The organism is Micromonospora sp. WMMD723 (genome assembly GCF_049863385.1).
Lineage (GTDB): Bacteria > Actinomycetota > Actinomycetes > Mycobacteriales > Micromonosporaceae > Micromonospora > Micromonospora wenchangensis.
Window position 1 is genome coordinate 2538195 of sequence record NZ_JBMKNR010000001.1, and the last position, 24112, is coordinate 2562306.

The 24112-nt window shown below is 73.4% G+C and carries 22 protein-coding genes and 2 pseudogenes; 13 read left to right on the forward strand and 11 right to left on the reverse strand.

The window, feature by feature from the left end:
- Nucleotides 1–86: 86 nt before the first annotated feature.
- A complete protein-coding gene (locus ACN261_RS11530) occupies nt 87–842 on the forward strand; it encodes a TIGR03089 family protein (protein ID WP_425849960.1) in 756 nt (251 codons plus the stop codon).
- 143 nt (nt 843–985) lie between these two features.
- On the opposite strand, the gene ACN261_RS11535 is transcribed toward ACN261_RS11530, so the two are convergent.
- Together ACN261_RS11535 and ACN261_RS11540 are read right to left on the reverse strand one after the other, a co-directional pair.
- Complete coding sequence (locus tag ACN261_RS11535) at nt 986–1282, reverse strand: hypothetical protein (protein ID WP_088643511.1); 297 nt, start codon at nt 1280–1282, stop codon at nt 986–988.
- Nucleotides 1283–1489: 207 nt separating this feature from the next.
- Nucleotides 1490–3169 carry a DNA repair helicase XPB gene (locus ACN261_RS11540; protein WP_421485167.1) on the reverse strand — a complete coding sequence of 560 codons (1680 nt, stop codon included), beginning with the start codon at nt 3167–3169 and terminating at the stop codon, nt 1490–1492.
- A 172-nt stretch (nt 3170–3341) separates the two neighbouring features.
- Here ACN261_RS11540 and ACN261_RS11545 point away from each other — a divergent pair, with 172 nt between their 5' ends.
- Both ACN261_RS11545 and ACN261_RS11550 read left to right on the forward strand, forming a co-directional pair.
- Nucleotides 3342–4229, forward strand: coding sequence for a L,D-transpeptidase family protein (locus ACN261_RS11545; protein ID WP_421485168.1), 888 nt, complete (start codon nt 3342–3344; stop codon nt 4227–4229).
- Nucleotides 4230–4390: 161 nt separating this feature from the next.
- On the forward strand, nt 4391–4624 hold the full coding sequence (locus ACN261_RS11550) for a hypothetical protein (RefSeq protein WP_372444601.1): 234 nt from the start codon (nt 4391–4393) through the stop codon (nt 4622–4624).
- A 30-nt stretch (nt 4625–4654) separates the two neighbouring features.
- Here ACN261_RS11550 and ACN261_RS11555 read toward each other — a convergent pair whose 3' ends face one another.
- Entirely contained in the window at nt 4655–7117 is a 2463-nt protein-coding gene (locus ACN261_RS11555; protein WP_425849964.1) for a helicase-associated domain-containing protein, read from the reverse strand.
- A gap of 83 nt (nt 7118–7200) precedes the next feature.
- Between ACN261_RS11555 and ACN261_RS11560 the strand changes: the two genes are divergently transcribed.
- Nucleotides 7201–7824 carry an HAD family hydrolase gene (locus ACN261_RS11560; RefSeq protein ID WP_421485170.1) on the forward strand — a complete coding sequence of 208 codons (624 nt, stop codon included), beginning with the start codon at nt 7201–7203 and terminating at the stop codon, nt 7822–7824.
- 29 nt (nt 7825–7853) lie between these two features.
- Nucleotides 7854–8240, forward strand: coding sequence for a cold-shock protein (locus ACN261_RS11565; protein ID WP_425849966.1), 387 nt, complete (start codon nt 7854–7856; stop codon nt 8238–8240).
- On the opposite strand, the gene ACN261_RS11570 is transcribed toward ACN261_RS11565, so the two are convergent.
- Entirely contained in the window at nt 8201–9037 is an 837-nt protein-coding gene (locus tag ACN261_RS11570) for a 1,4-dihydroxy-6-naphthoate synthase (protein ID WP_421485171.1), read from the reverse strand. The two genes, ACN261_RS11565 and ACN261_RS11570, sit on opposite strands and share 40 nt — an antisense overlap.
- Before the next feature lie 525 nt (nt 9038–9562).
- On the opposite strand from ACN261_RS11570, the pseudogene ACN261_RS11575 reads away from it, so the two are divergent.
- A pseudogene (locus ACN261_RS11575) lies at nt 9563–9736 on the forward strand (helix-turn-helix transcriptional regulator); the annotation flags it as partial.
- Nucleotides 9737–9943: 207 nt separating this feature from the next.
- Nucleotides 9944–10579 carry a GNAT family N-acetyltransferase gene (locus tag ACN261_RS11580; RefSeq protein WP_425853587.1) on the forward strand — a complete coding sequence of 212 codons (636 nt, stop codon included), beginning with the start codon at nt 9944–9946 and terminating at the stop codon, nt 10577–10579.
- A 60-nt stretch (nt 10580–10639) separates the two neighbouring features.
- Here ACN261_RS11580 and ACN261_RS11585 read toward each other — a convergent pair whose 3' ends face one another.
- Nucleotides 10640–11290, reverse strand: coding sequence for a futalosine hydrolase (locus tag ACN261_RS11585; protein ID WP_425849969.1), 651 nt, complete (start codon nt 11288–11290; stop codon nt 10640–10642).
- Entirely contained in the window at nt 11287–13044 is a 1758-nt protein-coding gene (locus ACN261_RS11590) for an MFS transporter (protein ID WP_425849971.1), read from the reverse strand. The genes ACN261_RS11585 and ACN261_RS11590 overlap by 4 nt, the downstream gene beginning before the upstream one ends.
- Nucleotides 13045–13130: 86 nt before the next feature.
- On the opposite strand from ACN261_RS11590, the gene ACN261_RS11595 reads away from it, so the two are divergent.
- Nucleotides 13131–13967: a DUF3027 domain-containing protein gene (locus ACN261_RS11595; protein ID WP_425849974.1), complete on the forward strand. Its 837-nt coding sequence runs from the start codon at nt 13131–13133 to the stop codon at nt 13965–13967.
- Between the two features lie 11 nt (nt 13968–13978).
- Here the strand turns inward: ACN261_RS11595 and ACN261_RS11600 are convergent, their stop codons facing one another.
- Nucleotides 13979–14236, reverse strand: a complete 258-nt coding sequence (locus ACN261_RS11600) for a DUF2530 domain-containing protein (RefSeq protein WP_421485175.1) — start codon at nt 14234–14236, stop codon at nt 13979–13981.
- An 89-nt stretch (nt 14237–14325) separates the two neighbouring features.
- On the opposite strand from ACN261_RS11600, the gene ACN261_RS11605 reads away from it, so the two are divergent.
- The 5 genes and pseudogenes from ACN261_RS11605 to thpR all read left to right on the forward strand — a co-directional run.
- Nucleotides 14326–15804, forward strand: a complete 1479-nt coding sequence (locus ACN261_RS11605) for an NCS2 family permease (protein WP_425849976.1) — start codon at nt 14326–14328, stop codon at nt 15802–15804.
- A gap of 126 nt (nt 15805–15930) precedes the next feature.
- Nucleotides 15931–16380, forward strand: coding sequence for a MarR family winged helix-turn-helix transcriptional regulator (locus ACN261_RS11610; protein ID WP_421485177.1), 450 nt, complete (start codon nt 15931–15933; stop codon nt 16378–16380).
- A gap of 66 nt (nt 16381–16446) precedes the next feature.
- Complete coding sequence (locus tag ACN261_RS11615) at nt 16447–17751, forward strand: MFS transporter (protein ID WP_088643523.1); 1305 nt, start codon at nt 16447–16449, stop codon at nt 17749–17751.
- Between the two features lie 92 nt (nt 17752–17843).
- Nucleotides 17844–18359, forward strand: a complete 516-nt coding sequence (locus ACN261_RS11620; RefSeq protein ID WP_425849979.1) for a hypothetical protein — start codon at nt 17844–17846, stop codon at nt 18357–18359.
- Nucleotides 18356–18925 (forward strand): annotated as a pseudogene (gene thpR / locus ACN261_RS11625) (RNA 2',3'-cyclic phosphodiesterase); the annotation flags it as partial. The gene ACN261_RS11620 and the pseudogene thpR, both read left to right, overlap by 4 nt.
- A gap of 246 nt (nt 18926–19171) precedes the next feature.
- Here thpR and ACN261_RS11630 read toward each other — a convergent pair.
- The 4 genes from ACN261_RS11630 to ACN261_RS11645 form a co-directional block, all read right to left on the reverse strand.
- Nucleotides 19172–20158 (reverse strand): aldo/keto reductase, encoded by a 987-nt coding sequence (locus ACN261_RS11630; RefSeq protein WP_421485179.1) that lies wholly within the window; start codon nt 20156–20158, stop codon nt 19172–19174.
- A gap of 50 nt (nt 20159–20208) precedes the next feature.
- On the reverse strand, nt 20209–21288 hold the full coding sequence (sepH, locus tag ACN261_RS11635; RefSeq protein WP_421485180.1) for a septation protein SepH: 1080 nt from the start codon (nt 21286–21288) through the stop codon (nt 20209–20211).
- A 188-nt stretch (nt 21289–21476) separates the two neighbouring features.
- On the reverse strand, nt 21477–22604 hold the full coding sequence (serC, locus tag ACN261_RS11640; RefSeq protein ID WP_357757427.1) for a phosphoserine transaminase: 1128 nt from the start codon (nt 22602–22604) through the stop codon (nt 21477–21479).
- Nucleotides 22605–22865: 261 nt separating this feature from the next.
- On the reverse strand, nt 22866–23972 hold the full coding sequence (locus ACN261_RS11645; RefSeq protein ID WP_145917623.1) for a citrate synthase 2: 1107 nt from the start codon (nt 23970–23972) through the stop codon (nt 22866–22868).
- Between the last annotated feature and the right edge of the window lie 140 nt (nt 23973–24112).

Genomic DNA, 24112 nt, shown 5'->3' on the forward strand with positions numbered 1-24112 from the left:
GCGGCGGGCGGCGCTGTCATGCGCACGCGTACTCAACTCTCCCCGGCTGGGTAGGGTGGGACTTCTCCGTCCGGACAGGAGGCCCGATGGTTGCCCACCTCGCCGTCACCACGTCGACCGACGCGCCTGAGCAGGCAGAACGGCCGCTGCTGACCTACTGCGACGACGCGACCGGGGAGCGGACGGAGCTGACCGCGAAGCAGCTCGGTGACTGGGCGGCGCGCACCGCCGGTCTGCTGCGCGACGGGTGCGGGCTCGGGCCGGGCAGCCGGGTCGCGGTGCTGTTGCCGCCACACTGGCGTACCGCCGCGGTGTTGCTCGGGGCCTGGTCGGTGGGGATGGCGGTGTCGTTCCGGCCGCGTGCCACCGCCGGGTTGCCGGTCCTCGAACCGGGCGGCGAGCGGCCGTACGACGCGGTCTTCGTCACCCCGGAACGCCTCGACGACTGGCTGGAGGACGTGCCCGACGGGGTGCACCGTTACCTCGTCGGCACCGCCCCCGGGTCGCTGGCCGACGTGCCGGTGGGGTGGCTGGACTGGTCCGCCGAGGTGCTGCGGCACACCGACACCCCGCCCGACTACGCCGCCGTGCACCCGGCTGCCCCGGCCACCCCCGACGGCACGAGCTACGGTGCCTGGGGGCGCCTGGCGAAGGAGGTCGCCGCCCAACTCGACCTGCGCCCCGGCGACCGGCTGCTGGTGGACGCCGCCGAACACGAACAACCGGTGAAGTGGCTGCTGGCCCCGCTGGCGGTCGGCGCGTCCGTGGTCATCTGCGCCAACCTCGACCCCGCCACCCTGCCCACCCGGATCGCCACCGAACGAACCACCCACACCCTCTGACCCACCCCGCCCCGCGCCCGCCTCGCCCCGTTGGGGGTGCGTGCGGTGATCAAGAGGTTTGCGTCAGTCTTGATCTTCAAGTTGACGCAAACCTCTTGATCACCGGGCTGGTGGTGGGGGTGGGGGTGTGTGTCGGCCAGGGGTCAGCAGGTGGTGTTGGTGGCGGGGACCCAGCCGTCCAGGGACGGGTCCTCCGCGCCGTGGCCGTAGATCCAGGTGTCGTTGTCCTCGGACCAGCCCTGACCGTGCCAGCGGAAGCCGCGACCCGCGGTCAGGGTGCGTAGCACCTGGCCGTGCGGTGCCGTGCGGAGCCAGGTGTTCTGCGTGAGGTTGCAGACGAAGCCGGGTGCGTCGCTGGCCGAGGCCGGCGTGGCGGCCACGACGGTGCCCGGGGCGACGACGAGCGCGATCGCCAGGGCGTGCAGAAGTCGGCGTTTCACTCGGAATCCCTTCGACGTGTCGATGTCACTATCCACTGTGGACACCGTACCTGCCGGGGGGCGTGGTTGCCGGGCAGGCGCGGCGTACGGCGGCGGGACCGTCCACTGAGTCGTCGACGTCATCAGCTCGAAAGGACGCGCACCGACCATCCACACCCGCGACCCGAAAACACCGGCTGGGCGGGGAGCAGCGGGGCCCGAGCCGGGTCAGTCGACCGTGGGTAGCTTCGGGCCGAGGACGTCGTCGGCGTCGACGATCGTGTACGCGTACCCCTGCTCGGCGAGGAAGCGCTGCCGGTGGGCCGCGTACTCGGTGTCGATGGTGTCCCGGGAGACCACCGTGTAGAAGTGCGCCTGCCGGCCGTCGGCCTTCGGGCGGAGCACCCGGCCCAGCCGCTGCGCCTCCTCCTGCCGGGAGCCGAACGTGCCGGACACCTGGATCGCCACCGCCGCCTCGGGCAGGTCGATGGAGAAGTTGCCGACCTTCGAGATGACCAGCGTGCGCAGCTCACCCGAGCGGAACGCGTCGAATAGCCGCTCGCGCTCCTTGTTGGTCGTGGAACCCTGGATGATCGGCGCGTCCAGGTACTCCCCGAGTTGGTGCAACTGGTCGATGTACGCCCCGATCACCAGCACCTGGTCGTCGGGGTGCCGGCCGACCAGCGCCTTCACCACAGGCAGCTTCGTCCGGGCGGTCGCCGCCATCCGGTAACGCTCCTCGGCCTCCGCCGTCGCGTACGACATCCGCTCCGCGTCGGTCAGGGTGACCCGGACCTCGGTGCACTCGGCCGGGGCGATCCAGCCCTGCGACTCGATGTCCTTCCACGGCGCGTCGTACCGCTTGGGGCCGATCAGGCTGAACACGTCACCCTCCCGCCCGTCCTCGCGGACCAGGGTGGCGGTCAGGCCCAGCCGGCGGCGGGCCTGGAGGTCCGCGGTGAACCGGAAGATCGGCGCGGGCAGCAGGTGCACCTCGTCGTAGACGACCAGACCCCAGTCGCGGGCGCCGAACAGGTCCAGGTGGGTGAACGCGCCGCCGCGCCGCGAGGTGAGCACCTGGTACGTGGCGATGGTGACCGGACGGATCTCCTTGCGCTCACCCGAGTACTCCCCGATCTCGTCCTCGGTGAGCGAGGTGCGGGCGATCAGCTCCCGCTTCCACTGCCGGCCGGCGACCGTGTTGGTGACCAGGATCAGCGTGGTCGCCTTCGCCTCGGCCATCGCCGCCGCGCCGACCATGGTCTTGCCCGCCCCGCAGGGCAGCACCACCACCCCGGACCCGCCGGCCCAGAACGCCTCCGCCGCCTCCCGCTGGTACGACCGCAGCGTCCACGGCTTGCCGCCGTCCTTGCCGGCCTCGGTCAGCTCGATCGGGTGCGCCTCACCGTCGACGTACCCGGCCAGGTCCTCCGCCGGCCAGCCCAGCTTGAGCAGTGCCTGCTTCAGTCGACCCCGCTCGGACGGGTGCACCCGGATCGTGTCGTCGTCGATCTTGTCACCGAGCATTCCGGCGAGCTTCTTGCTCTTGGCGACCTCGATCAGCACCATCCGGTCCAGCCCGCGCAGCACCAGGCCGTACGCCGGGTCGTTGGCGAGCTGGAGCCGGCCGTACCGGTCCATCGTGTCGGCCACGTCCACCAGCAGGGCGTGCGGCACCGGGTAGCGGGAGAACTTCAGCAGCGCGTCGACCACGGCCTCGGCGTCGTGCCCGGCGGCGCGGGCGTTCCACAGCCCCAGCGGGGTGAGCCGGTAGGTGTGCACGTGCTCCGGGGAACGCTCCAGCTCGGCGAAGGGCGCGATCGCCATCCGGCAGGACTGCGCGTCCGGGTGGTCGATCTCCAGCAGCAGCGTCTTGTCGGACTGCACGATCAGTGGTCCACCGCTCACGCCAGGTCCCCCTCCTCGGCCGGATTCCGCGACCGGCGGCGAATCCCGCCGCAGGTCGACCATCCAGTGTTGCACGGGGGTGGGAGACTGCCAGAAAATCTTCGCAATGGGTGCAACGTTTCCCGGGGGACACACGTCTACCAGTGGGACGACCGATCCGGGGAGGCACACTATGCAGGTCCGCCACAGAGCCCGGGTCGTCGCCCTGGCCATGGTCATGCTGGTCGGCGCCGGTGGGTGTGCGTCCGTGCCGCAGGCCGATCCGGGTGGCACTGGAGGAGGGCTCGCCCCGGTCGGCAGTGCGGAACAGGTAACGGGGGCGGGTGCCTCCTCCCTGCCCGACCAGCTGACCGGGTCCGACACGAAGCCCCGGCACCGGGAGAAGCCGCAGCCGAAGGTCCGCGCGACCAAGACCCCGAAGGCGTCGACCGGGCGTCGCCCGCGCGTCCCGCAGAAGTCCAACCAGACCCGCTGCCAGGTGGGCGAGCACCAGCGTGAGGTGGAGACGTACCTGGCCCGGCTGGGCGGGTTCGGCACGGTCACCGTGGACGGCCGGCAGACCGACGCCGACTGCGCCGCGATCAAGAAGTTCCAGCAGCGGTACGACATCCGCCCCGCCGAGGGCCGGGCCGGCCCGTTGACGCTCGACGTGGCGAAGCGACTGGCCACCACCGACGTCAAGCGCTGCTCCGCCGGCTCCGGCACCACCTTCTGCGTCGACCTGACCCGGCAGACCACCTGGGTGATGCGCGACGGCAAGGTGGTCGCCAAGCCCACCGTCACCCGGACCGGGATGGCCGGGTACGCCACCCCCGCCGGCACGTACAAGGTCAACCTGCGCAACCTGAAGGAGTGGTCCAACCCGTACGAGGTGTGGCTGCCCTACTGGCAGCGCTTCAACGGCGGGATCGGCTTCCACGAGACCACCACCTACCTGCACAACGCGGGCATCGGCTCGCACGGCTGCGTCAACCTGCTGCACGCCGACGCGGTGCGCTGGTGGGAGCTGGGCAAGGTCGGCTCCCGGGTGGTCCTGGTCGGTCGTCGCCCCGGCACCTGAGCCTTCCGTCCACCCTGCCCGTCTCGTCTCCGGCCCCTCGGTAGTTCTCCATAGGGGCCGGATCGGGGGTATTTCCCCCTGTCCGTCCTGGCGACCGGGTGCCACCCTGGAAGCCGGGGGCCGGACGGGGTGGGAGGGCTGGGATGAGCGTCGACCACGAGATGATCGCCGAGGACGCGGCGAACGGCGAGCAGGTGACACCGACCGACGAGGTGTCCACGGCCACCATGGTCGGGTACGCCGTCGCCGGGATCGCCGTCGTCGGCTGGTTCCTCTTCGGATGGCTGGTGCAGCGGCAGGGCTTCATCGACTCGGTAGGTGAGGCCGCCGGCACCGGCTTCGCCCTGCTGCTCATCGTCTCCGTCGTCGGCACCGTCCGCCGCAGCCGCCGCTGAGCCGCAGCGGAGGACGGCGCGGCCGGGCGGTCAGTGCTCCCGGACGGCCGCGGTGATCCGGTGCAGGGCGAAGGTGTGCAGCATCTCGGTCCGCTCGTCCTCGGCACGCAGGTAGCCGGCACCGATCGACACCGGCCGCAGCAGCCGGGACAGCGTCGCCCCGTGGGCGTCGACGTAGCCGACCCAGACCAGCGCCTTGTCCCGGACCGCCTGTTGGAGCACCGCCAGAGCCTCGGCGTGACCGTGCGCGGGCATCGGTCCGGCCGCCGCGCGGGCCGCACCGCCCCGGACCACCGCCGGTGCCCGCCGGGCCGCCCGCGCCGCCGCCTCGCCCCGCCGGATCTGCTCCACCACACCCAACAGCCGGGGCAGCGCCAACCGGGGCGTGGCCAGCGGGTCCACCGCCCGCCCGGTCAGCACCCGGGCCGGGGCCCGCCGCACCCGGGGTCGGGCCAGCACCGTCGTGCCGGTGGCGTCCTCCGGCACCGGGGAGTACCCGGCGTCCCGGAGCGCGGTCAGCATTCGCCCCACCTGGTACGGGGTGCACAGCACCGTCGGAGCCAGCCGGCGGAACGCCAACGCCGTCAGCCGCCGGTCGGCCAGCACTTCCGCGAGCAGCGCCTCGTCGTCGCTGCGCACGTACCCGCCGGCGGAGCCGACCCGCAGCCCACCGTGCTGCCGGGCCACGTCGTCCACCAGATAGGTCAACCCCTGCGGGACCGGGGTACGCGACCGCCGCCGGAACAGGTCGTGCAGGTCGTCGGCCGTGTAGCCGGAATCCAGGGCCCGTCGGACGCTGGCCGTGGTGACCCGGTGCACGCTGGCCCCACCCGCCGACTCCGGCTCGGTCACCGTCTCCAGCTCGGCGGCGAGCGTCGGGTCGGGTGGGCCGGGCACCACCACGCTCAGGTCGGCCTGCACCAGGAAGTGGTCGACCGGTGCGGGAAGCAGGGCGTCCAACGCCCGGACGGTGCCCGACGGATCACCGCTGTCGACGTCGGAGCGCAACCCCAGCGGGTCGTCCCCACCCCGCTCGTCGGTGTCCGTCACGTCGGCGAGCAGCAGCCGCCCGTACGAGGTGAGCGCGCCGAGGCCGGTCACCCCCAGCCGGGCCGCCTCGGTCAGCACCTCCCGGTGCGCGGCCTCCCGCCCCCGGCTGCGTCGGGGGGCCCGCCAGTCGAGCAGCGCCAGCACCTCCTCGGCGGTGGGTGCGGTGGCCGGCTCCAACTCGGCCAGCACCCCGAGCACCGCCCGCCGGGCGGCCGGCGCACCGGCCCGCTCCGCCTCGGCGGAGAGCACGCTGACCGGTCGGTCCCGGTCGTCGCGCTGCCCCACCAGACCGGCCTGCCGGCTCATCGTCAACCACGCGCGGGCCAACTGCTCCCAGCGGTGGGCCACCGACACCGCCCGCCACACCTCGTACGCACCGGTGGGCAGCACCTGCTGTTCGCCGCCGTACCGGCTGGCGGCGGCGGGGAGGTCCAGCTCGCCGAGGAGACCCGCCGCGTACGCCACCTCGACCAGCAGCGCGGTCGTCGACTCGTCCAGGGACACCGTGCGGGCCAGCCGGCGCAGGTCGCGTACCCCGATCCCGCCGGAACGCAGCACCGGTGCCGGCTCGGCGGTCAACGCCTCCAGCAGCGCCTCGGTGTGCCGTACCACCTCCATGGTCTGCCCGACCCCGGCGGAGTCGACGGCCTTGGGTTCCCGGGGCGGTGCCGCGACCGGCGGCGGGTCGATCCGCAGCGGTCCGAGCGGGCCGGTGTCCCGGCGCAGCAGCAGTCCCACCTCGCGGGGCAGCTCGACCGTCCCGGCGGAGACCGCCACCAGCAGCCGGGCCTCGACCAGCCAACGCACCGGCGACCCGGTCGGGGCGCCACCGTTGGTCGGGTCGGGCGGTACGTCGTCCTCCGCGCCGAGCGCCGGTGCCTGCAGCGATCCGGGCGGCACGCTGCCGACCGGTGGACCGGCGGCGAGCCGGTCCAGGACCGCCCGTGCCGACGGGGGCGCGGCGAGTAGCGTCCGGCGCAGTTTCGCGGCGTCCGCGCAGAGCGCCGCCGCCCGCAGGTCCAGCTCCTCCGCCGGCCGACCCAGCCCCGCCGGGTACGGGGCCAGCTCGTCCACGCTCCCGGTGACCCGCAGGGCCTGCTCCGGGCCGTACAGCAGAAACCGGGCGCGGAGCCGGTCGACGGCGCCACGGACCGTGGCCGGGGCGGGCGGGTGCGGCCCGGCGGTGGCCAGGGCGAGGACCGCCTCGGTGGAGGTGGTGCCCTCCGCCGGGTCCCGGGTGAGCCGGGCGGCGTCGAGGATCTGGAGGGTGAACTGGTCCAGCCCGTCGAGCGCGCGGGCGACCGACACCCGCGACTCGGCCCGCAGGGCGAGCGCGGAGACGTCGGCCGGCACCGGCACGACGAGGTCGGGCCGCAGTTGGAGCAGCGCGGCGAGCGCCTCGTCGGGCAGCGCGCGCAGCTGGTCGGCGAGTGAGGTGGTCATCGTCGTTCCACGCTAGCCCGCTGACGCCCGATCGCGCCGCCCGGACGTCCGGCTCGGGCGACCTGTCCGGGTACCTTCGCAGAATGTCCGTGCTGATGGTCGGGTTCGACCTCGACATGACCCTGATCGACTCCCGCCCCGGCATCGCCGCCGCCTACCGGGCGCTCACCGCCCGTACGGGTGTGCCGGTCGACGCCGAGCTGGCCGTCTCCCGGCTCGGCCCGCCGCTGCGCACCGAACTCGCACACTGGTTCCCGGCCGAGCAGGTCGAGGAGGCGGTGACGCTCTACCGGGAGCTGTACCCGGCGTACGCGATCACCCCGTCGGTGCCGATGCCCGGGGCCCGGGAGGCGGTGGACGCGGTGCACGCGCACGGCGGGCGGGTGATGGTCGTCACCTCCAAGATCGGCCGGCTCGCCCGGCTGCACCTGGACCACCTCGGGCTGGCGGTCGACGAGTTGGCCGGCGACCTCTTCGCCGAACAGAAGGCGACCTCGTTGCGGGAGCACGGTGCCGCGCTCTACGTCGGTGACCACGTGGCGGACATGGTGGCGGCCGGGGCGGCCGGCATCCCGGGCGTGGGCGTGGCCACCGGCCCCTGCCCGGCAGACGACCTGCGTGCGGCCGGGGCGCAGGTGGTGCTCGACGACCTCACCGGATTCCCGGCGGCGCTCGACCGGATCATCGGGCTAGCCTTGGAGCAGTAGTCGTATCGAGTGAAGCAGGGGTCTCCAAGGTGCCGACGGGGCGAGTGAAGTGGTATGACGCGGCCAAGGGATACGGGTTCGTCACCAGCGACGAGGGTGGCGACGTGTTCCTGCCGAAGGGCGCGCTGCCGGCGGGTGTCACCGACCTCAAGGGTGGGCAACGGGTCGACTTCAGCGTGGTGGACAGCCGGCGCGGCGCCCAGGCGATGGGGGTCAAGCTGCTGGACGCACCGCCGTCCATTGCCGAACTGCGCCGCCGGCCGGCCGAGGAACTGCACGGCCTGGTCGAGGACATGATCAAGGTGCTGGAGGCGAAGGTCCAGCCGGATCTGCGTCGGGGCCGGTTCCCCGACAAGAAGACCGCGCAGAAGATCGCTCAGCTGGTCCACGCGGTGGCCCGCGAGCTGGAGGTCTGAGGCACCAGCCCGGCGTCGGCGGCCCGGCCCAGCAACGCCTCCACGGCAGCGAACCCCGCGTCCCCCAGGTCGGCGGTGAACTCGTTGACGTAGAGGTCGATGTGCCGGTCCACCACGTCGGGCTCCATCTCCTGCGCGTGCGCGAGCACGTACTCCCGGCTGGCCGAGGGGTCGGCCCACGCCTGGCGTACCGACTCGCGGACCCAGCCGGCGGCGGCCACCGGGTCCACCACACCCTTGCGGGCCAGGATCGCCCCGAGCGGGATGGGTAGGCCGGTGTCGGCCTCCCACCACTCGCCCAGGTCCACCAGCGCGGTCAGCCCGTGCCGGTGGTAGGTGAAGCGGGCCTCGTGGATCACCAGCCCGGCGTCGTACCGGCCGGCCGCGACGCCGGGCATGATCTCGTGGAACGGCACGACCTCGATCCGGGCCGGCGGCCGTCCGGCCGACCAGAGCCGGAACAGCAGGTACGCCGTGGTCCGGTCACCGGGCACCGCCACCGTGGCTCCGTCCAGGTCGGCCCGGTCGGTCTCCCCACGGGTGAGCACCAGGGGGCCACAGCCCCGGCCGAGCGCGCCGCCGCACGGCAGCAGGTGGTAGTCGTCGAGCAGCCAGGGGAGCGCGGCGTAGCTGACCTTCACCAGATCGAAGGCTCCCCGTTCGGCGGCCGTGTTGGTGACGTCGACGTCGGCGAAGGTCACCGCGACCGGCGGCGCGCCCGGCACCCGGCCGTGCACCAGCGCGTCGAAGACGAAGGTGTCGTTGGGGCAGGGCGAGATCGCCAGGGATAGCGGCACGTCCCCACGGTAACGCCGCTCCCGAGCGTCCTCCCGCCGAGCCCGCCCCGATGTGACCCCGCCCCCTGCCGATGGCAACCGTCCCGTCGGCGGCCTGCTGTGGTCGGGGGCCGCTGTGGCCCGGCCCCACCCGGCCCCGGCCCCACCCGGCCCCGGCCCCACCCGGCCCCGGCCCCACCCGGCCTCGGCGGGGCTGCTGGCCGCATGCTCCGATCGTTCCGCAGGGTCGGTCGGAGGGCGGGTTCCGGGCGGACCCGGGCGGGGTGGGAAGTACTCCCACGCGTCCTTTCGATCTGACGGCGTCAGCGATTCAGGAATCGGCTCCCGCGTCTGGGCATCTGCCCCGCCGGGTGCTTGGCTGCCCTGTGGCCCTGTGGCCCTGTGGCCGTGTGATTCGGTGAGGTCATCAGCTCGAAAGGACGCGAACTCGGTACCTTGTCCCCAGCTCCAGCGGGTTTCCACAGGGTTATCCACAGGTTGGGCGGGGCTGTTGAAACAGCGCTGACGCAACGGGAGCATGGTGGGGTGACGACGGAGGATGCCCCGCTGGCCGACCTGGGCCGGACGGTCCGGGCGCTGCGCCGTGCGGCCGACCTGAGCCAGCGGGAGCTGGCCCGGCGTTCCGGGGTGCCCCAGGCGACCATTGCCCGGATCGAGTCCGGCAGGGCGACCGACCCTCGGTTTCACACGGTCGAGCGCCTGGTGCGGTCCGTCGGCGGAACCCTGACGGTCGCACTGCCGGTCGAGCCGGCGTCGTCGGTGGCCCCGACCACAGCCTCGGCTACAGCGCCGACCACAGCCCCGGCTACGGCCCCGACCACAGCCCCGGCTACAGCGCCGACCTCGGCCCCGACCACAGCCCCGCCTGCGGCGTCGGCTGCCGAGGTGACCTGTGCGCTGCCGCCGGTGCCACACGACGACCTGCGGGACACCGCCGGGCGGCGCTATCCGGCCCACCTCGACGTCTGGCCGGTGCGGGAGCCGAAGGACTGGCCGGGTGCCTGGTGGGCGGACTGGTACAACTTGCCGCCCCCGCTGTGGCCGCTGCGGTTGCCGCCGGCGGCGTACGTACGGAATCGGGGACACCGGGACCGGCGGCGGGCGGCGGAGCGGGTCCGTCGGGACGTCAGGGTCCGGTGGGTGGAGGGTGACGGTCGGCCGGCGACCGCCTGGCGGTTCGTGGCGGAGCTGCCCGACGGCACCCTCCTGGGGGAGCTGCGCGCCCACGAGCGTGACCTGCACCTGGTCCGTGGGGACGACGGGGACCGGCCGCGCGAACTCGTACTCGACGGGGTGCTGGTCGCGGTCGGGCACCGGCGGATCGGCATCGGTGACCGGTTGATGGCGGCCATGACACGGCGGATGGACGAGACGGGCATCGGCCTGGTCCGCACGGTGGTCGAGGAGCACGTCGCCATCCGCTTCCTGTCGGCCTGCGGGTTCCGGGTCGCGTCCGCTCGTCCCCTCGCCATGGCCCTGGCACGCCCGGCAGGGCCCGCGCCCCGGCCACCCCGACCGCCGGGAACACTCCGACCGCCGTAGCCGCCCGGCCGGATTGCCGCAACCGTCCGGCCCCCGGGCTGGCGGGTGGCGGGTGGCGGCTCAGGCCAGCGCGCGGGCCGCCTCGGTCAGGGCGGTGAACGCCTCCCGCATCCGCCAGCCGTCGCGGTCCCGGGGGCCGACCGGGTTCGAGACGGTACGCAGCTCGGCGAAGGGGAGGCCGGCCTGCGTGGCGGCGACCGCCACCGCGTACCCCTCCATGGCCTCGGCCACCGCGTCCGGGTGCCGGTCGGCCAGGGCGGTGGTGCTCGCGGCCGTGCCGGTGACCGTGCTGACCGTCAGCACCGCCCCGACGACCGCCTGCGGGAGTGCGGCGCGCAGCGCGCCCAGCAGCACCCGGTCGACGTCGATGGTGGGGCCGCCACCGAGCAGTTCCGGTGGCATGCCCAACTCGTCGACGGGGATGAAGCCCGTCGGGGACTCGGCCCCGAGGTCCGCGGCGACGCTGCGGGAGGCGAGCACCGTGGCGCCGACCGGGGCGCGGCCGGCGAAACCGCCGGCGATCCCGACGCTGACCACCGCGCGGTAGGGGCGACCGGCGGCCTCGGCGAGGGCCAGCATCCGGGCCGTGGTGGCACCGGCCACGGCTGGACCCACGCCGATCGCCCGGACGGTCACCGTCGGATCGGTCAGCCCGGCCCGGACGGCCTCCGCCTCGGCCGGTACGGCGGTCAGCACCAGCAGGCCCGTCACGACACCGACCCCGGCGACTGCCGTCGCTGGTCGTCGTCGACACCGCTGCCGCTGCCCGGGACGGCCGAGGACGGCCGGTAGATGTGGTAACCCGGCGGGGCCAGCCCGTCGGCGGAAGACCTGGAGTCGCCCGCCCCGCTCGGTGCCGGTGAGGTGGGCGCGGCGCGGGCCGCCGCCTCGGCCGCCGCGTCGTCGGCGCTCTCGGCCAGCTGACCGGTGGTCGGGCCGGCGCGGTCGCCGTCCGGTCGGTCGGCGGCGTCCCCACCGGTACGGGCCGCCGGGTCGTCGGTGGCGCCACGGCCACTGCGGGCGCGGCGTGCCGCGTCGTCGGCGGCGTCGGCCCGGTCCTGGGCGGCCAGTTCCTCGTCGGTGAGCGGCCGGCCGAGCAGCCGCTGGGCGCGGAGCCGGCCGGCCACGACGACCCCCCGGACGGCGGCGAGGACACCCACCCCGGCAGCGACCGCGATGCCGATCCGACCCTCGAACGGGACGAGGCCGAGCCCACCCCCGGCGACGAAGGCGAGCATCAGGACGGTCTCCGAGTGGGCGAAGGAACTGGCCCGCAGCCGTTCGGGAATCCGTTCCTGGATCGAGGCGTCCACGGCGAGCTTGGCGATCCCGCTGGACAGGGCGGCGACCAGGCAGAACAGTGCCACCATCGGCAGCGAGAACTTCAGCACGGTCAGGATGCCCACCCCGGCCACGATGATCATCGTGCTGGACTGGATCGCCGCCGGCCGGTGGATGCGCAGCCGGGTGCCGACCGCGGTGGCCAGGAAACCGCCCACCGCCAGCGCCCCGCCGATCAGGCCCAGCGCCGCCTGGTCGTTGAGTTCCCGGCCGAACAGGTCGTTGGTCAGGTCCCCCTTCTTCAGGGCGAACGCCAGGAAGAGCAGGAGGAAGCCGTAGAGCGCGCGCAGGCCCGCCGCCCCGATCAGGGTGGCGATCACCAGCCGGCCCGCCGGTCGCCCCCTACCCAGCGGACGGTCGCCCTTGCGGCGCAGCGCCCGCAGTGGTCGGGGCACCCGCTCGGGCGGCTCGGAGTCCGCCCGGGGTGGCAGCCGCAGCGCGATCACCATGCCGACCAGGAAGATGACCGAGGCGACCCGCAGCGGCCACTGCGGCCCGAACCAGAACGCCGCCAGCCCCAGCGGGGCCACCAGTGCCCCGGCCACCGTGCCGTAGACGCTGGCCCGCGCCCCCACCTGGGACAATCCGAGACCCTCCGGCAGCAACCGGGGTACGGCGGCGGACCGGGCCACCCCGTACGCCCGGGAGAGCGCCAGCACGCCGAACGCGGCCGGATAGAGTCCGAGGCTGCCGAGATAGTCGGAGATCAGCCAGGCGAGGAAGGCCCGGCCGAGCATGGTGGTGGCCAGCGCGTACCGGCGGCCGTGCCGGAAGTGGTCGAGCAGCGGACCGACCACGGGGGCCAGCATCGCGAACGGCACCATCGTGACCAGCAGGTAGAGCGCGACCTTGCTGCGGGCCTCGCCGAGCGGGACGTCGAAGAAGATGGTCCCGGCCAGGCCGATGGCGATCAACGTGTCCCCGGCGCAGGAGACGGCGTGCAGGTCGAACAGGCGGACCATGCCGGTCTCGCCGCCGGCCCCCCGCGCGCGGGCCGAGCCGGCGCGGCGGGTCACCCAGCGTCCGCCGTTGACCGAGCCACGCAGCAGCAGGCGGGTGGCGCGGATGCCGGTGCCGACGGTCCGTCCCAGGACGGACGACCCGGAGCGGGAGAACAGCGGCATGTGCACCATCCTTGCCCATCTGCTCCAGGTACGCCGCACCACGGGGGAAGACTCACTCGGGGAGTGCCTGTCAGCGCGCGGCGCGCATGGGGAACAATGGTCGGGTGACCAGGCCCGCTCCCGCCCGTGCCGCCCGCCTCGACCAGGTCTGCGCCGCCGCCGTCGAGGTGGCCCGCGACGCGATCACCGAGGTGGAGCCCTCCGACATCGGCGACCACCTGCGGGCCGTCGCCGAGGGCGACCGGGTCGTCACCCACTATTTCGAGTGTCTGCTCGGTGGCTACCGGGGTTGGCGCTGGGCCGTGACGGTCACCCGGGTGCCGCGCAGCCGGCAGGTCACCGTCTGTGAGACGGTGCTGCTGCCCGGCTCCGACGCGCTGCTCGCGCCAGGCTGGCTGCCCTGGCAGGAACGCCTCCAGCCGGGTGACCTCGGCCCCGGTGACCTGCTGCCCACCCCGTCGGACGACGACCGGCTCGCCCCCGGCTACCTGCTCTCCGACGACCCTGCGGTCGAGGAGACCTCCTGGGAGCTGGGCCTGGGCCGCCCCCGGGTGCTGTCCCGCGAGGGACGGGCCGAGACGGCCCAGCGCTGGTATGACGGCGACCACGGCCCGTCGGCGCCGATCTCCACCGCCGCACCCGCGTCGGCCCGCTGCGGCACCTGCGGCTTCTACCTGCCGCTGGCCGGTGCGCTCCGGCTGGCGTTCGGGGCCTGCGGCAACTTCTACGCCCCCGACGACGGTCGGGTGGTCAGCGCCGACCACGGGTGTGGCGCGCACTCGGAGACCCTGGTGGAGACTCCCGAGCCGGTGGTCGACGAGCTTCCGACGGTGTACGACGACAGCGCGGTCGAGTCGATGACGGTGGACGTCGCGCCGACGGCCGACGAGCCGGTGCCGGTGGAGTCGACCGACCCCGCCTGACCGTCGGACGGTCAGCCCCGGGGGGCGGTTTCCCGACGGCGACGCCGGTGGGCGTCGTGCCGCATCATCGTGACCAGACCGGGAAAGCCCCACAGGAACCCGGCCAGACAGGTCCAGAGCCAGTCCTGGTGGCCGTGTTCGGTGAGCCACCCACGGAAGAAGACCAGCAGGAGGAGCCCGGCCACCGCCCAGGCGACCAGCCCGGCGACGGCGAACGGGACCATCGGCGGGTCGAGTGGTTCGGGTCGGGGTGGTTGCTCCTGCGGCACGGGCAGAAGCGTACCGCGAAGTACTTTCCCGGCCCGCCGCTGATCTGGGACGATGCGCGCGACAACGGTAGATCATTTGCGAGGACCTGATGGCCATTGCGCCGCCGGACAACGGCATTCCCTCTGATCCCGCTCGACCCCGGAACGGTTTCGACCGGTTCTTCGAGATCTCCGCCCGTGGCTCGACGATGAGCCGCGAGGTACGGGGTGGCCTGGCGACCTTCTTCACGATGGCGTACATCGTGGTACTGAATCCGTTGATCCTGGGCGGGGCCGTCGACGGTGACGACCAGAAGCTCTCGATCCCCGCGTTGGCCGCCGCGACCGCGCTGGTGGCGGGCCTGATGACGATCCTGATGGGGGTCGTCGGGCGGTTCCCGATGGCGCTGGCCGCCGGTCTGGGGGTGAACGCGCTCGTCGCGTTCGAGATCGCCCCGCAGATGACCTGGGCGGACGCGATGGGGCTGGTGGTGATCGAGGGTGTGCTCATCGCGATCCTCGTGCTCACCGGCCTGCGTACGGCGGTGTTCCGTTCGGTCCCGACGCAGCTCAAGACCGCGATCGGGGTCGGCATCGGGTTGTTCCTGACCATCATCGGGCTGGTCGACGCCGGTTTCGTCAGGCGGGTGCCGGACGCGGCGAACAGCACCGTGCCGGTGGGCCTCGGCATCAACGGCAAGATCGTCAGTTGGCCGATGCTGGTCTTCGTGGTCGGCCTGCTGGTGACCCTGGTGCTGGTGGTACGCCGGGTACGCGGCGCGATCCTGATCGGCATCCTGGCCTCGACCGTGCTGGCGATCATCGTGGAGGCGGTCGCCAAGGTGGGCCCGTCCTTCGTCGACGGCAAGCCCAACCCCGAGGGCTGGTCGCTGAACGTGCCGAAGCTGCCCGAGCGGCTCGTCGACATCCCCGACCTGTCGCTGCTGGGCAACTTCAACGTGCTGGGCTCGTGGAGCCGGGCCGGTTGGCTGATCCCGCTGATGTTCGTCTTCACCCTGTTGATCACGGACTTCTTCGACACGATGGGCACGATGGTCGCGATCGGCCAGGAGGGGGACATGCTCGACGAGCAGGGCACCCCGCCCCGGGCGAAGGAGATCCTGCTGGTCGACTCGATCGCCGCTGCGGCGGGTGGCGCGGCGAGCGTCTCCAGCAACACGTCGTACATCGAGAGCGCCTCGGGGGTCGCGGAGGGTGCCCGGACCGGGGTGGCCAACCTGGTCACCGGTGCCCTGTTCCTGCTGGCGATGTTCCTGTCGCCGCTGTCCACGGTGGTGCCGTTCGAGGCGGCCTCGACGGCGCTGGTGGTGGTCGGGTTCCTGATGATGACCGCGGTGCGGACGATCGACTGGACCGACTACGAGATCGCCATCCCGGCGTTCCTCACCATCACCCTGATGCCGTTCACCTACTCGATCTCCAACGGTATCGGCGCGGGCATCATCAGCTACGTGGTGCTGAAGCTGGCCAAGGGGAAGGCGCGGGAGGTCCACCCGCTGCTCTACGCGGTGGCGGCGCTGTTCGTGCTCTACTTCCTGCGGGGGCCGATCGAGTCCGCGGTGATGTAGCCCCACCCGTCGGCCTCCGGGCCGGGCGACCCGTCGGGATGCCCGGCCCGGGGCGGCGGCATTCCCCCTCGTGAGCATGGTCATATGGCATGTCATTAGCCAGGCTCATTAGTTAGGCTAACGACTGTGACGGAGCGGACGGTGACGGCGAACCGCGTGCCACCGGCGCAGCTGGCACCCCAGCTGCGTGATGCGATCACCCGACTCAACCGGCGGGTCCGGCAGGCCCGCCCGGTCGGCGACCTGACGGTCACCCAGCTCTCCGCGCTCACCAGCCTCCGGCTGGCGGGTGCGCTGACGCCCCGGGAGCTGGCCGACGTCGAACGGGTCCAGCCACCGACGATGACCAAGATCGTCGCGAAGCTGGAGGAGCGCGGCCTGGTGCAGCGCACCCCCCACCCGACCGACGGCCGGCAGGTCATCCTGGCGGCCACCGAGTCAGGTCGGGCCGTGCTCGACCAGTTCGAGCGGGCCCGCGACGAGTGGCTGGCCAGCCGGCTGGCCGCGCTCACGGAGGACGAACGCGACACGCTACGGCGGGCCGCCGAGATACTCCAGCAGCTCGCCCGCGCCTGACGCCCCACCGGGTCCGCGCCGTCCGCCGTCGATGACGCGTACCCGGCCCGAGGAGGCGCACCAAGAGTGCAGGCGAAGCTGAGCACGATGTTCCAGTCCCTACGAGTCCGCAACTACCGACTCTTCGCCACCGGACAGCTGGTCAAACTGATCGGCGTCTGGATGATGTTCATCGCCCAGGACTGGCTCGTCCTTGAGCTTTCGGACAATTCCGCCACCGCGCTCGGCGTGGTCACCGCCCTCCAGTTCACCCCGGTGCTGCTGCTCACCCTGCTCTCCGGCCGGCTCGCCGACCGGTACGACAAGCGGATGCTGCTGTTCGTCGCCAACGCCTTCTGGACGGTGCTGGCGCTGGGGATGAGCCTGCTGGTGCTCACCGGCCTGGTCGAGCTGTGGCACGTCTTCGCGTTCGCCGCCCTGCTCGGCATCGCCAACGCGGTGGAGACCCCGGTCCGGCAGGCGTTCGTCAGCGAACTCGTCGGCACCACCCTGCTGCCCAACGCGCTCTCGCTCAACGCGGCGGTGTTCAACTCGGCCCGGATCATCGGCCCCGCCGTCGCCGGCCTGGCCATCGCCGCGTTCGACGTCGGCCCGGTCTTCCTGTTCACCGCCGTCAGCTCCGTCGCGCCGCTGGCCAACGTGGTCCGGATGCGGCCGGCCGAGCTGTACCGCAAGGAACTCCCACCGCTCGGCGAACGGGACTCGGCCAAGATCATTGACGGGCTGCGCTACGTCCGCAGCCGCCCCGACCTGCTGCTGCCGATGGTGGTCATGTCGGTGATCGGGATGTCGCTGTTCAACTTCCAGCTCACCCTCGCCGCACTGGCCAAGACGGTCTTCCACACCGGGGCCGCCTCGTTCGGCCTGTTCAGCACCGCGCTGGCGGTGGGCGCGCTGGTCGGGGCGCTCGCCGGCACCGGCCGGCGCAGCCGTCCCTCGGTCTGGCTGGTGCTCGGCGCGGCCGTCGGCTGCGCGGTCTTCGGCACCCTGGTCGGCCTCGCCCCGGCGTACTGGCTGGTGGTGACCCTGCTGTTGCCGACCGGCTTCTTCATGGTCTTCTTCGCCCAGGCGGCCAACCAGCGGGTGCAGCTCGGCACCGACGCCGCCTTCCGGGGCCGGGTGATGGCGCTGTGGGTGCTGGTGTTCCTGGGCACCAACCCGGTCGGCGCGCCGATCATCGGCTGGGTCGCCGAGACCTTCGGCGCCGGGGCGAGCATCTGGATGGGTGGGCTCATCTCCCTGGCCACCGCCCTGCTCGCGCTCACCTGGCAGCTCCGCCGCTCCGGGGCCCGGCTGCGTTTCCGGGTGCTGCCCATGCCCCGCTTCTACGTGGTGTCCCGCACCGGGCTGCTCACCCCCAGCGGGCGGTGAGCGGTGCCGTGCGTCCCGGCGACAGACACGCACAGCGTTCAGATAGCAACAAAGCGGTGGCGCGCGGACCCGGCGGGCCTTAGCGTCGAGGTGTGGCAGGCGAGAGCGCACTGACGCTGGTACTGGCTATCCTCGCCGTGGCCTGCCTGCCGGCGGCGTTCGCCCTGGTCTTCTGTTTTGACGAGATTCTCGACCGGGTGGCCTGCGGCTGGGCCGAGTGGCGGGAACGCCGCCGGGAACGCCGCACCATCGCCCGGCTCGACCGGGCCCTCGCCACCGACCCGGTCACCGGCGAGGTCGACCTGACCGAGCTGGACCGGTCCGACCGCCGCCCCCTCGAACTCCTCGCCGCCGACCTGCGCCGCCTCGGACGGCACCGGCTCGCCGCGGGCGGCCGCTCGGTGGTCTGGCACAGCTCGGTCATCGAGGCGTACGACGACCGGCTGCGCGCCGCCTGCCGGGCACTGGGGATCGCCGAGCACCTGGCCGAGCTGACCGGGGTCGACCGGGAGATCGAACGGGTCCGGGTCGAGGGGCTGCTCGCCGACGCGGGGCTGGGACTGCCGGCCACCCGCGCCGACCGCCGCCCCCGTGACCGGCGGGCGTGAGACTCTTCGTCGCGGTCTACCCGCCGCCGTCCGCCGTCGCCGACCTCACCGCCCGGACGGCCCGGCTGCGGGTGGGCGCGGCCACCGCCGCCGGCCTCGACGTTCGCCTGGCACAGCCGGCGCACCTGCACGTCACGCTGGGCTTCCTCGGCGAGGTGGCACCCGGTCGACTGGCCGAGGTCCAGGGTGCCCTCGCTGCGGCGGCCGGGACCGCCCGTGCCGGCTGGACGCACCCGCCCCGGCTGCGGCTGGGTGGCGGGGGCTGCTTCGGCAAGGGCCGCTCCACCGTGCTCTGGGTGGACGTGTCGGGGGAGGTGCCGGCGCTGCGTACCCTGGCCCGGCTGATCCGCGCAGAGCTGGACCGGGCCGGCCTGCCGTACGACGGGAAGCCGTTCCGCCCGCACCTGACGGTGGCCCGTCCCGGGGACCGGCTCACCCCGTCCGAGGTGGAGGCCGACCGGCTCGCCCTCGACGCCCACCTCGGCCCGTCGTGGCCGGCCACCGACCTGGTGCTGGTCCACAGCCGCCCCGGCCCGCACCACACCCCCCTGGCCACCTGGCCCCTGGCACCGCGCCCGCCTGCCCGCCCCGACGCGCTGCCCCGCCCCGACGCGCTGCCCCGCCCCGACGGGCTGCCCCGCCCCGACGGGCTGCCCCGCCCCGACGGGCTGCCCCGCCCCGACGGGCTGCCCCGCCCCGACGGGCTGCCCCGCCCCGACGCGCTGCCCCGGCGCAACGGGGGCGACACAGCGGTGTCCGAGCGTTCGGACACCGCCATCGCCCCCGTTGAGTTGATCACCCCGGCGGGTGGGTCACCAGGCCCAGGCCTCCGGACCGGGGCCGCCGTTGCCGACCGGCGGGAACAGTTCGTCGAGCCGCTGCTCCGTCGCCTCGTCGATCTCCACCGAGAGCGCCCCCAGGGTGTTGTCGAGCTGCGTCACGGTACGCGGGCCGATGATCGGGGCGGTCACCCCGGGCCGGGAGAGCAGCCAGGCCAGCGCCACGTCCGCCGGGTCCTGACCCCGCTCCGCGCAGAACTTCTCGTACGCCTCGATGGCCGGCCGGTGTGCGGCGAGCCCGTCGGCGGCGCGACCGGCGGTGCCCCGCGCGGCCCCGCCCTCGGCCATCTTGCGCAGCACCCCGGACAGCAGCCCGCCGTGCAGCGGCGACCACGGGATGACCCCCAGCCCGTAGTGCTGCGCGGCGGGGATCACCTCCAGCTCGACGTGCCGGGTGAGCAGGTTGTAGATGGACTGCTCGGCGACCAGACCGAGGAAGTTGCGCTTCCCGGCGGCGGTCTGTGCCTGGGCGATGTGCCAACCGGCGAAGTTGGACGACCCGACGTAGATCACCTTGCCCTGTGCGACCAGGGTCTCCATCGCCTGCCAGATCTCCTCCCACGGGGTGCTCCGGGAGACGTGGTGCATCTGGTAGAGGTCGATCACGTCGGTCTGGAGCCGGCGCAGCGAGTCCTCACAGGCCCGGACGATGTGCCTGGCGCTCAGGCCCTGGTCGTTGGGCCACTCGCCCATCTTGCCGTAGACCTTGGTGGCCAGGACGACCTTGTCCCGCCGGCTGCCGCCCTGGGCGAACCAGCGGCCGATGATCTGCTCGGTGATCCCCTCACCGGTCTGCCAGCCGTACACGTTGGCGGTGTCGAAGAAGTTGATGCCGTGTTCGAGCGCCCGGTCCATGATGGCGAAGCTGTCCGGCTCGGACGTCTGCGGCCCGAAGTTCATCGTGCCGAGGCAGAGCCGGCTCACCGACAGACCGGTGCGTCCCAGATTCGTGTACTCCATGACCCCACCCTGGCACGCGCGGCGGAACACCGCCGGGGTGGAGCCCCGGATCAGGAGGACTCGCGGGCCGCCGGGCCACTGCCGAACAGGACGTCGTCCCAGCTCGGCAGGCGCTTACGCGGCTTGCCCGAGGCGTCCGTCGACTCGCCGCCGGCGGCAGCCGCCGCGCCGGTGCGGCGCGGCCGGAGCACCGCCAGCGACGGCACGGCCGGGACCTCCTTCGGCGCGTCCGAGTCGTCGTCGAAGGCGGAACCCTGCCCACCGCCGAGCAGCGCGGCGGCGCCGCCGCCGACGGCCCGCTGACGGGGGGCGTCGGCCCCGGCCAGCGCGGCCGGGGAGCGTGGGTCGAGACCCCGCCCCGAGGTGCCGCCGAGCGGACGGTCCAGCGAGGCGAGCAGCGCGTCCCGGCCGGCCCGGATCGGGTCCCGGCCCGGTCGGGCCTGCTCGTTGGCGGCCGGCAGGCCGTGCCCGCCCCGGCTCGGCTCACCGCGCGACGGGCCGGGCAGCGCGTGGCCGCCCCGCTCCGGTGCCGGCTCCTGGCCGAGGATCGGGGTGGGACGCTCGGCGCAGAGGTACTGCGCCATGTCGTCGTGCGGGGTGACGTTCTGCCGGAGCTTGTCGAGATCCCAGACGGCCTGCGCGGTGGCCTTGCCCGACGGCCAGGTCGCGATGATCCGCCAGGTGCCGTCGTCGCGCCGGAAGGCGTCCCAGGAGATCTTCTCGGTGTCGATGCCGTGCTGGGCCAGCCGGCCGTTGACCACCTCGGCCAGCGGGGTGGCCTTCTCGGCGCCCTTGAGCCGGGTGCGCCGGGCGTGCTGGGCGAGCATGGCCCGCTCCTGGAGCACCGGACCGGCGTAGCGCAGCACCCGGTCGACGGGGACGCCGGCGATCCGGGCGACGTCCTCGGCGGACTCGCCGGAGCGGATGCGGGCCTGGATGTCCCGGGGGGACAACGACGGGGTCGGATCGACCCCGACCGGGACGACGGCGAGCGGCGGCGTGCCGGGCTCGGCGTGCAGCACGGTCGCGATGCGTTCGTCGATGGGGAGGGCGAGCAGGCGCCCGACCTCGTCGGCGAGCACCAGCGCCTGGCCGTCCTCGGAGAGGGCGACGAAGCGTACTGGGCGCATGGCGTAGCCTCCGTCCCGCTTCGCTGGCCGTCACGCCACGAGCCGGCCACCCGGGCGTCCTCGCACCACCGTACGCCCATCTGCCCACAGGTGGGGGAGGTGAATCCGCATGTCGCGACTGAGCTGCGGCAATGATCACAGTGGGTGGCCACAGCAGCCGCTGCGACCACCCACCGTGACGGATGTGATCAGAGCCGCTCGACCACGTAGTCGATGGCGGCGGTGAGGGCCTCCACGTCGGACGGTTCCACCGCCGGGAAGAGCGCGACCCGCAGCTGGTTGCGGCCGAGCTTGCGGTACGGCTCGGTGTCGACGATCCCGTTGGCCCGCAGCACCTTGGCGATCGCGGCGGCGTCCACCCCGTCGGCGAAGTCGACGGTGGCGACCACGTTGGAGCGCAGCGTCGGATCGGTGACGAACGGGGTGGCGAACGCGGACCGCTCGGCCCAGCCGTAGACGATCCCGGCGCTCTCGGCGGTGCGCTTGGCCGCCCAGCTCAGGCCGCCCTGCGAGTTCATCCAGTCGGTCTGCTCGGCGGCCAGGAAGATGGTCGCCAGCGCCGGGGTGTTGTACGTCTGCTCCAGCCGCGAGTTGTCGATCGCGGTGACCAGGTCGAGGAAGGCCGGGATGTAGCGGCCCGAGCCCTTGATCTCGGCGGCCCGCTCCAGGGCGGCCGGCGACATCAGGGCCAGCCAGAGACCGCCGTCGGAGCCGAAGCACTTCTGCGGGGCGAAGTAGTAGACGTCGGTCTCGCCGACGTTGACGTCCAGACCGCCGGCCCCGGAGGTGGCGTCGACCAGCAGCAGCGAGCCCGGGTCGGCGTCGGCGACCCGGCCGATCGGCACCGCGACACCGGTGGAGGTCTCGTTGTGCGGGGTGGCGTAGACGTCCACCCCGGCCTCGGCCACCAGGCTCGGGGCGCTGCCCGGCTCGGACTTGCGGACGGTCGGCTCACCGAGGAACGGCGCGTCGGAGACCGACTTGGCGAACTTCGCGCCGAACTCGCCGAAGCTGGCGAACTGGGCCCGGTCACGGACCAACCCGAAGGTGGCGACCTCCCAGAAGGCGGTGGTGCCGCCGTTGCCGAGGACCACCTCGTAGCCCTCGGGGAGGGAGAAGAACTCGGCCAGGCCCCGGCGGAGCCGGGCGACCTCGGCCCGGACGGTCTGCTGCCGGTGCGAGGTGCCCAGGAAGCTGGTCGCCACGTCGGCGAGCGCGGAGACCGCCGCCGGACGGACCTTGGACGGCCCGCAGCCGAACCGCCCGTCGGCGGGCTTGATGTCGTCGGGAATCCGGATGGTCGGTGCGTCAGCCACGGTTTTCTCGATCCTTCCGCATGGGCGAGGGCGGGCCCTTCAACGGGCGCGGAGCCGCCGCGGACGCGCGCTGGCGCACGTCGTGGCCGGGTCCGGGCCTGGTCCGGCGACACTGCCGGCCTTCATCCTCGCACCCGTGGCGGCCCGGATGCCGGCTGGTCCCAGGCCCGGGGCTGAGGCGTCGGACACACCGGGGGCGGGTGGCCGGCCACGCGCAGGGGGCGTCGACCGGCCGGTCGACGCCCCCTGCGGCAGGTGTGCTCAGACGCCGTGCGGGATGGCGTCCCAGCCCTCGACCTGCTGCGGCTTGCGGGTGCCGGGCCCGACGTAGCGGGCCGACGGGCGGACGAGCCGCTGGAGCTTCTTCTGCTCCAGGATGTGCGCCGACCAGCCGCCCATCCGGGCGCAGGTGAACATCGAGGTGAACATGTGCGCCGGCACCTCGGCGAAGTCGAGCACCACGGCCGACCAGAACTCGACGTTGGTGGCGAGGACCCGGTCCGGGCGACGGGCCTGGAGCTCGGCCAGGGCGGCCTTCTCCAGCGCCTCGGCGACCTCGAAGCGTGGTGCGCCCAGCTCCCGGGCGGTACGCCGGAGCACCCGGGCGCGCGGGTCCTCGGCCCGGTAGACGCGGTGGCCGAAGCCCATCAGCCGCTCGCCCCGGTCGAGGACGCCCTTGACGTACCCCTCGGCGTCGCCGCTGCGCTCGACGGCCTCCAGCATGGTGAGCACCCGCGACGGCGCGCCGCCGTGCAGCGGCCCGGAGAGCGCGCCGATGCCCGACGAGATGCAGGCCGCCGCGTCGGCCCCGGTGGAGGCGACGATCCGGGCGGTGAAGGTGGAGGCGTTCAGGCCGTGCTCGGCGGCCGAGATGAAGTACGCGTCGACGGCCTTGACGTGCCGGGGGTCGGGCTCGCCGCGCCAGCGCTTCATGAACCGCTCGACGATGGTCTCCGCCTTGTCGATCTCCTTCTGCGGCACCGCCGGCAGACCCAGCCCGCGGGCGGACTGGGCGACGAAGGACAGCGCGGTGACCGAGACCCGGGCCAGGTCGGCGCGGGCTTGGGCGTCGGAGATGTCGAGCAGTTGACTGAGCCCCCAGTACGGGGCGAGCATCGCGACCGCGGACTGCACGTCGACGCGGATGTCACCGGAGTGCACCGGCACCGGGAACGGCTCGGCGGGCGGCAGGCCGGGGCCGAAACGCCCGTCGACCAGCAGGGCCCAGACGTTGCCGAAGGAGACCTGGCCGATCAGATCCTCGATGTCCACGCCCCGGTAGCGCAGCGCGCCGCCCTCGCGGTCCGGTTCGGCGATCTCGGTCTCGAAGGCCACGACGCCTTCGAGGCCCGGTTTGAAGTCGGCCATGTCGTCTCCTGGCTTCTGGCTCGGTGCGCCCGCCACGGGCTCGGTCCGGCCCGGTACCTAAGGCGACCCTCAGTGATGTGTTCTCGCCATCTTGCCTGGTGAGTAACCAAGCGCGCGACCCGCTGCGACTGTGCTGCACG

What these genes read in the sequence shown, in the direction of transcription:
- sepH (WP_421485180.1), bottom strand. Translation starts at nt 21,288, where the DNA reads ATGCGCCCAGTACGCTTCGTCGCCCTCTCCGAGGACGGCCAGGCGCTG.
- ACN261_RS11550 (WP_372444601.1), top strand. Translation starts at nt 4,391, where the DNA reads ATGATCGCCGAGGACGCGGCGAACGGCGAGCAGGTGACACCGACCGAC.
- ACN261_RS11560 (WP_421485170.1), top strand. Translation starts at nt 7,201, where the DNA reads ATGTCCGTGCTGATGGTCGGGTTCGACCTCGACATGACCCTGATCGAC.
- ACN261_RS11530 (WP_425849960.1), top strand. Translation starts at nt 87, where the DNA reads ATGGTTGCCCACCTCGCCGTCACCACGTCGACCGACGCGCCTGAGCAG.
- ACN261_RS11590 (WP_425849971.1), bottom strand. Translation starts at nt 13,044, where the DNA reads ATGCCGCTGTTCTCCCGCTCCGGGTCGTCCGTCCTGGGACGGACCGTC.
- ACN261_RS11595 (WP_425849974.1), top strand. Translation starts at nt 13,131, where the DNA reads ATGGGGAACAATGGTCGGGTGACCAGGCCCGCTCCCGCCCGTGCCGCC.
- ACN261_RS11630 (WP_421485179.1), bottom strand. Translation starts at nt 20,158, where the DNA reads ATGGAGTACACGAATCTGGGACGCACCGGTCTGTCGGTGAGCCGGCTC.
- ACN261_RS11645 (WP_145917623.1), bottom strand. Translation starts at nt 23,972, where the DNA reads ATGGCCGACTTCAAACCGGGCCTCGAAGGCGTCGTGGCCTTCGAGACC.
- ACN261_RS11605 (WP_425849976.1), top strand. Translation starts at nt 14,326, where the DNA reads ATGGCCATTGCGCCGCCGGACAACGGCATTCCCTCTGATCCCGCTCGA.
- ACN261_RS11555 (WP_425849964.1), bottom strand. Translation starts at nt 7,117, where the DNA reads ATGACCACCTCACTCGCCGACCAGCTGCGCGCGCTGCCCGACGAGGCG.
- ACN261_RS11545 (WP_421485168.1), top strand. Translation starts at nt 3,342, where the DNA reads ATGCAGGTCCGCCACAGAGCCCGGGTCGTCGCCCTGGCCATGGTCATG.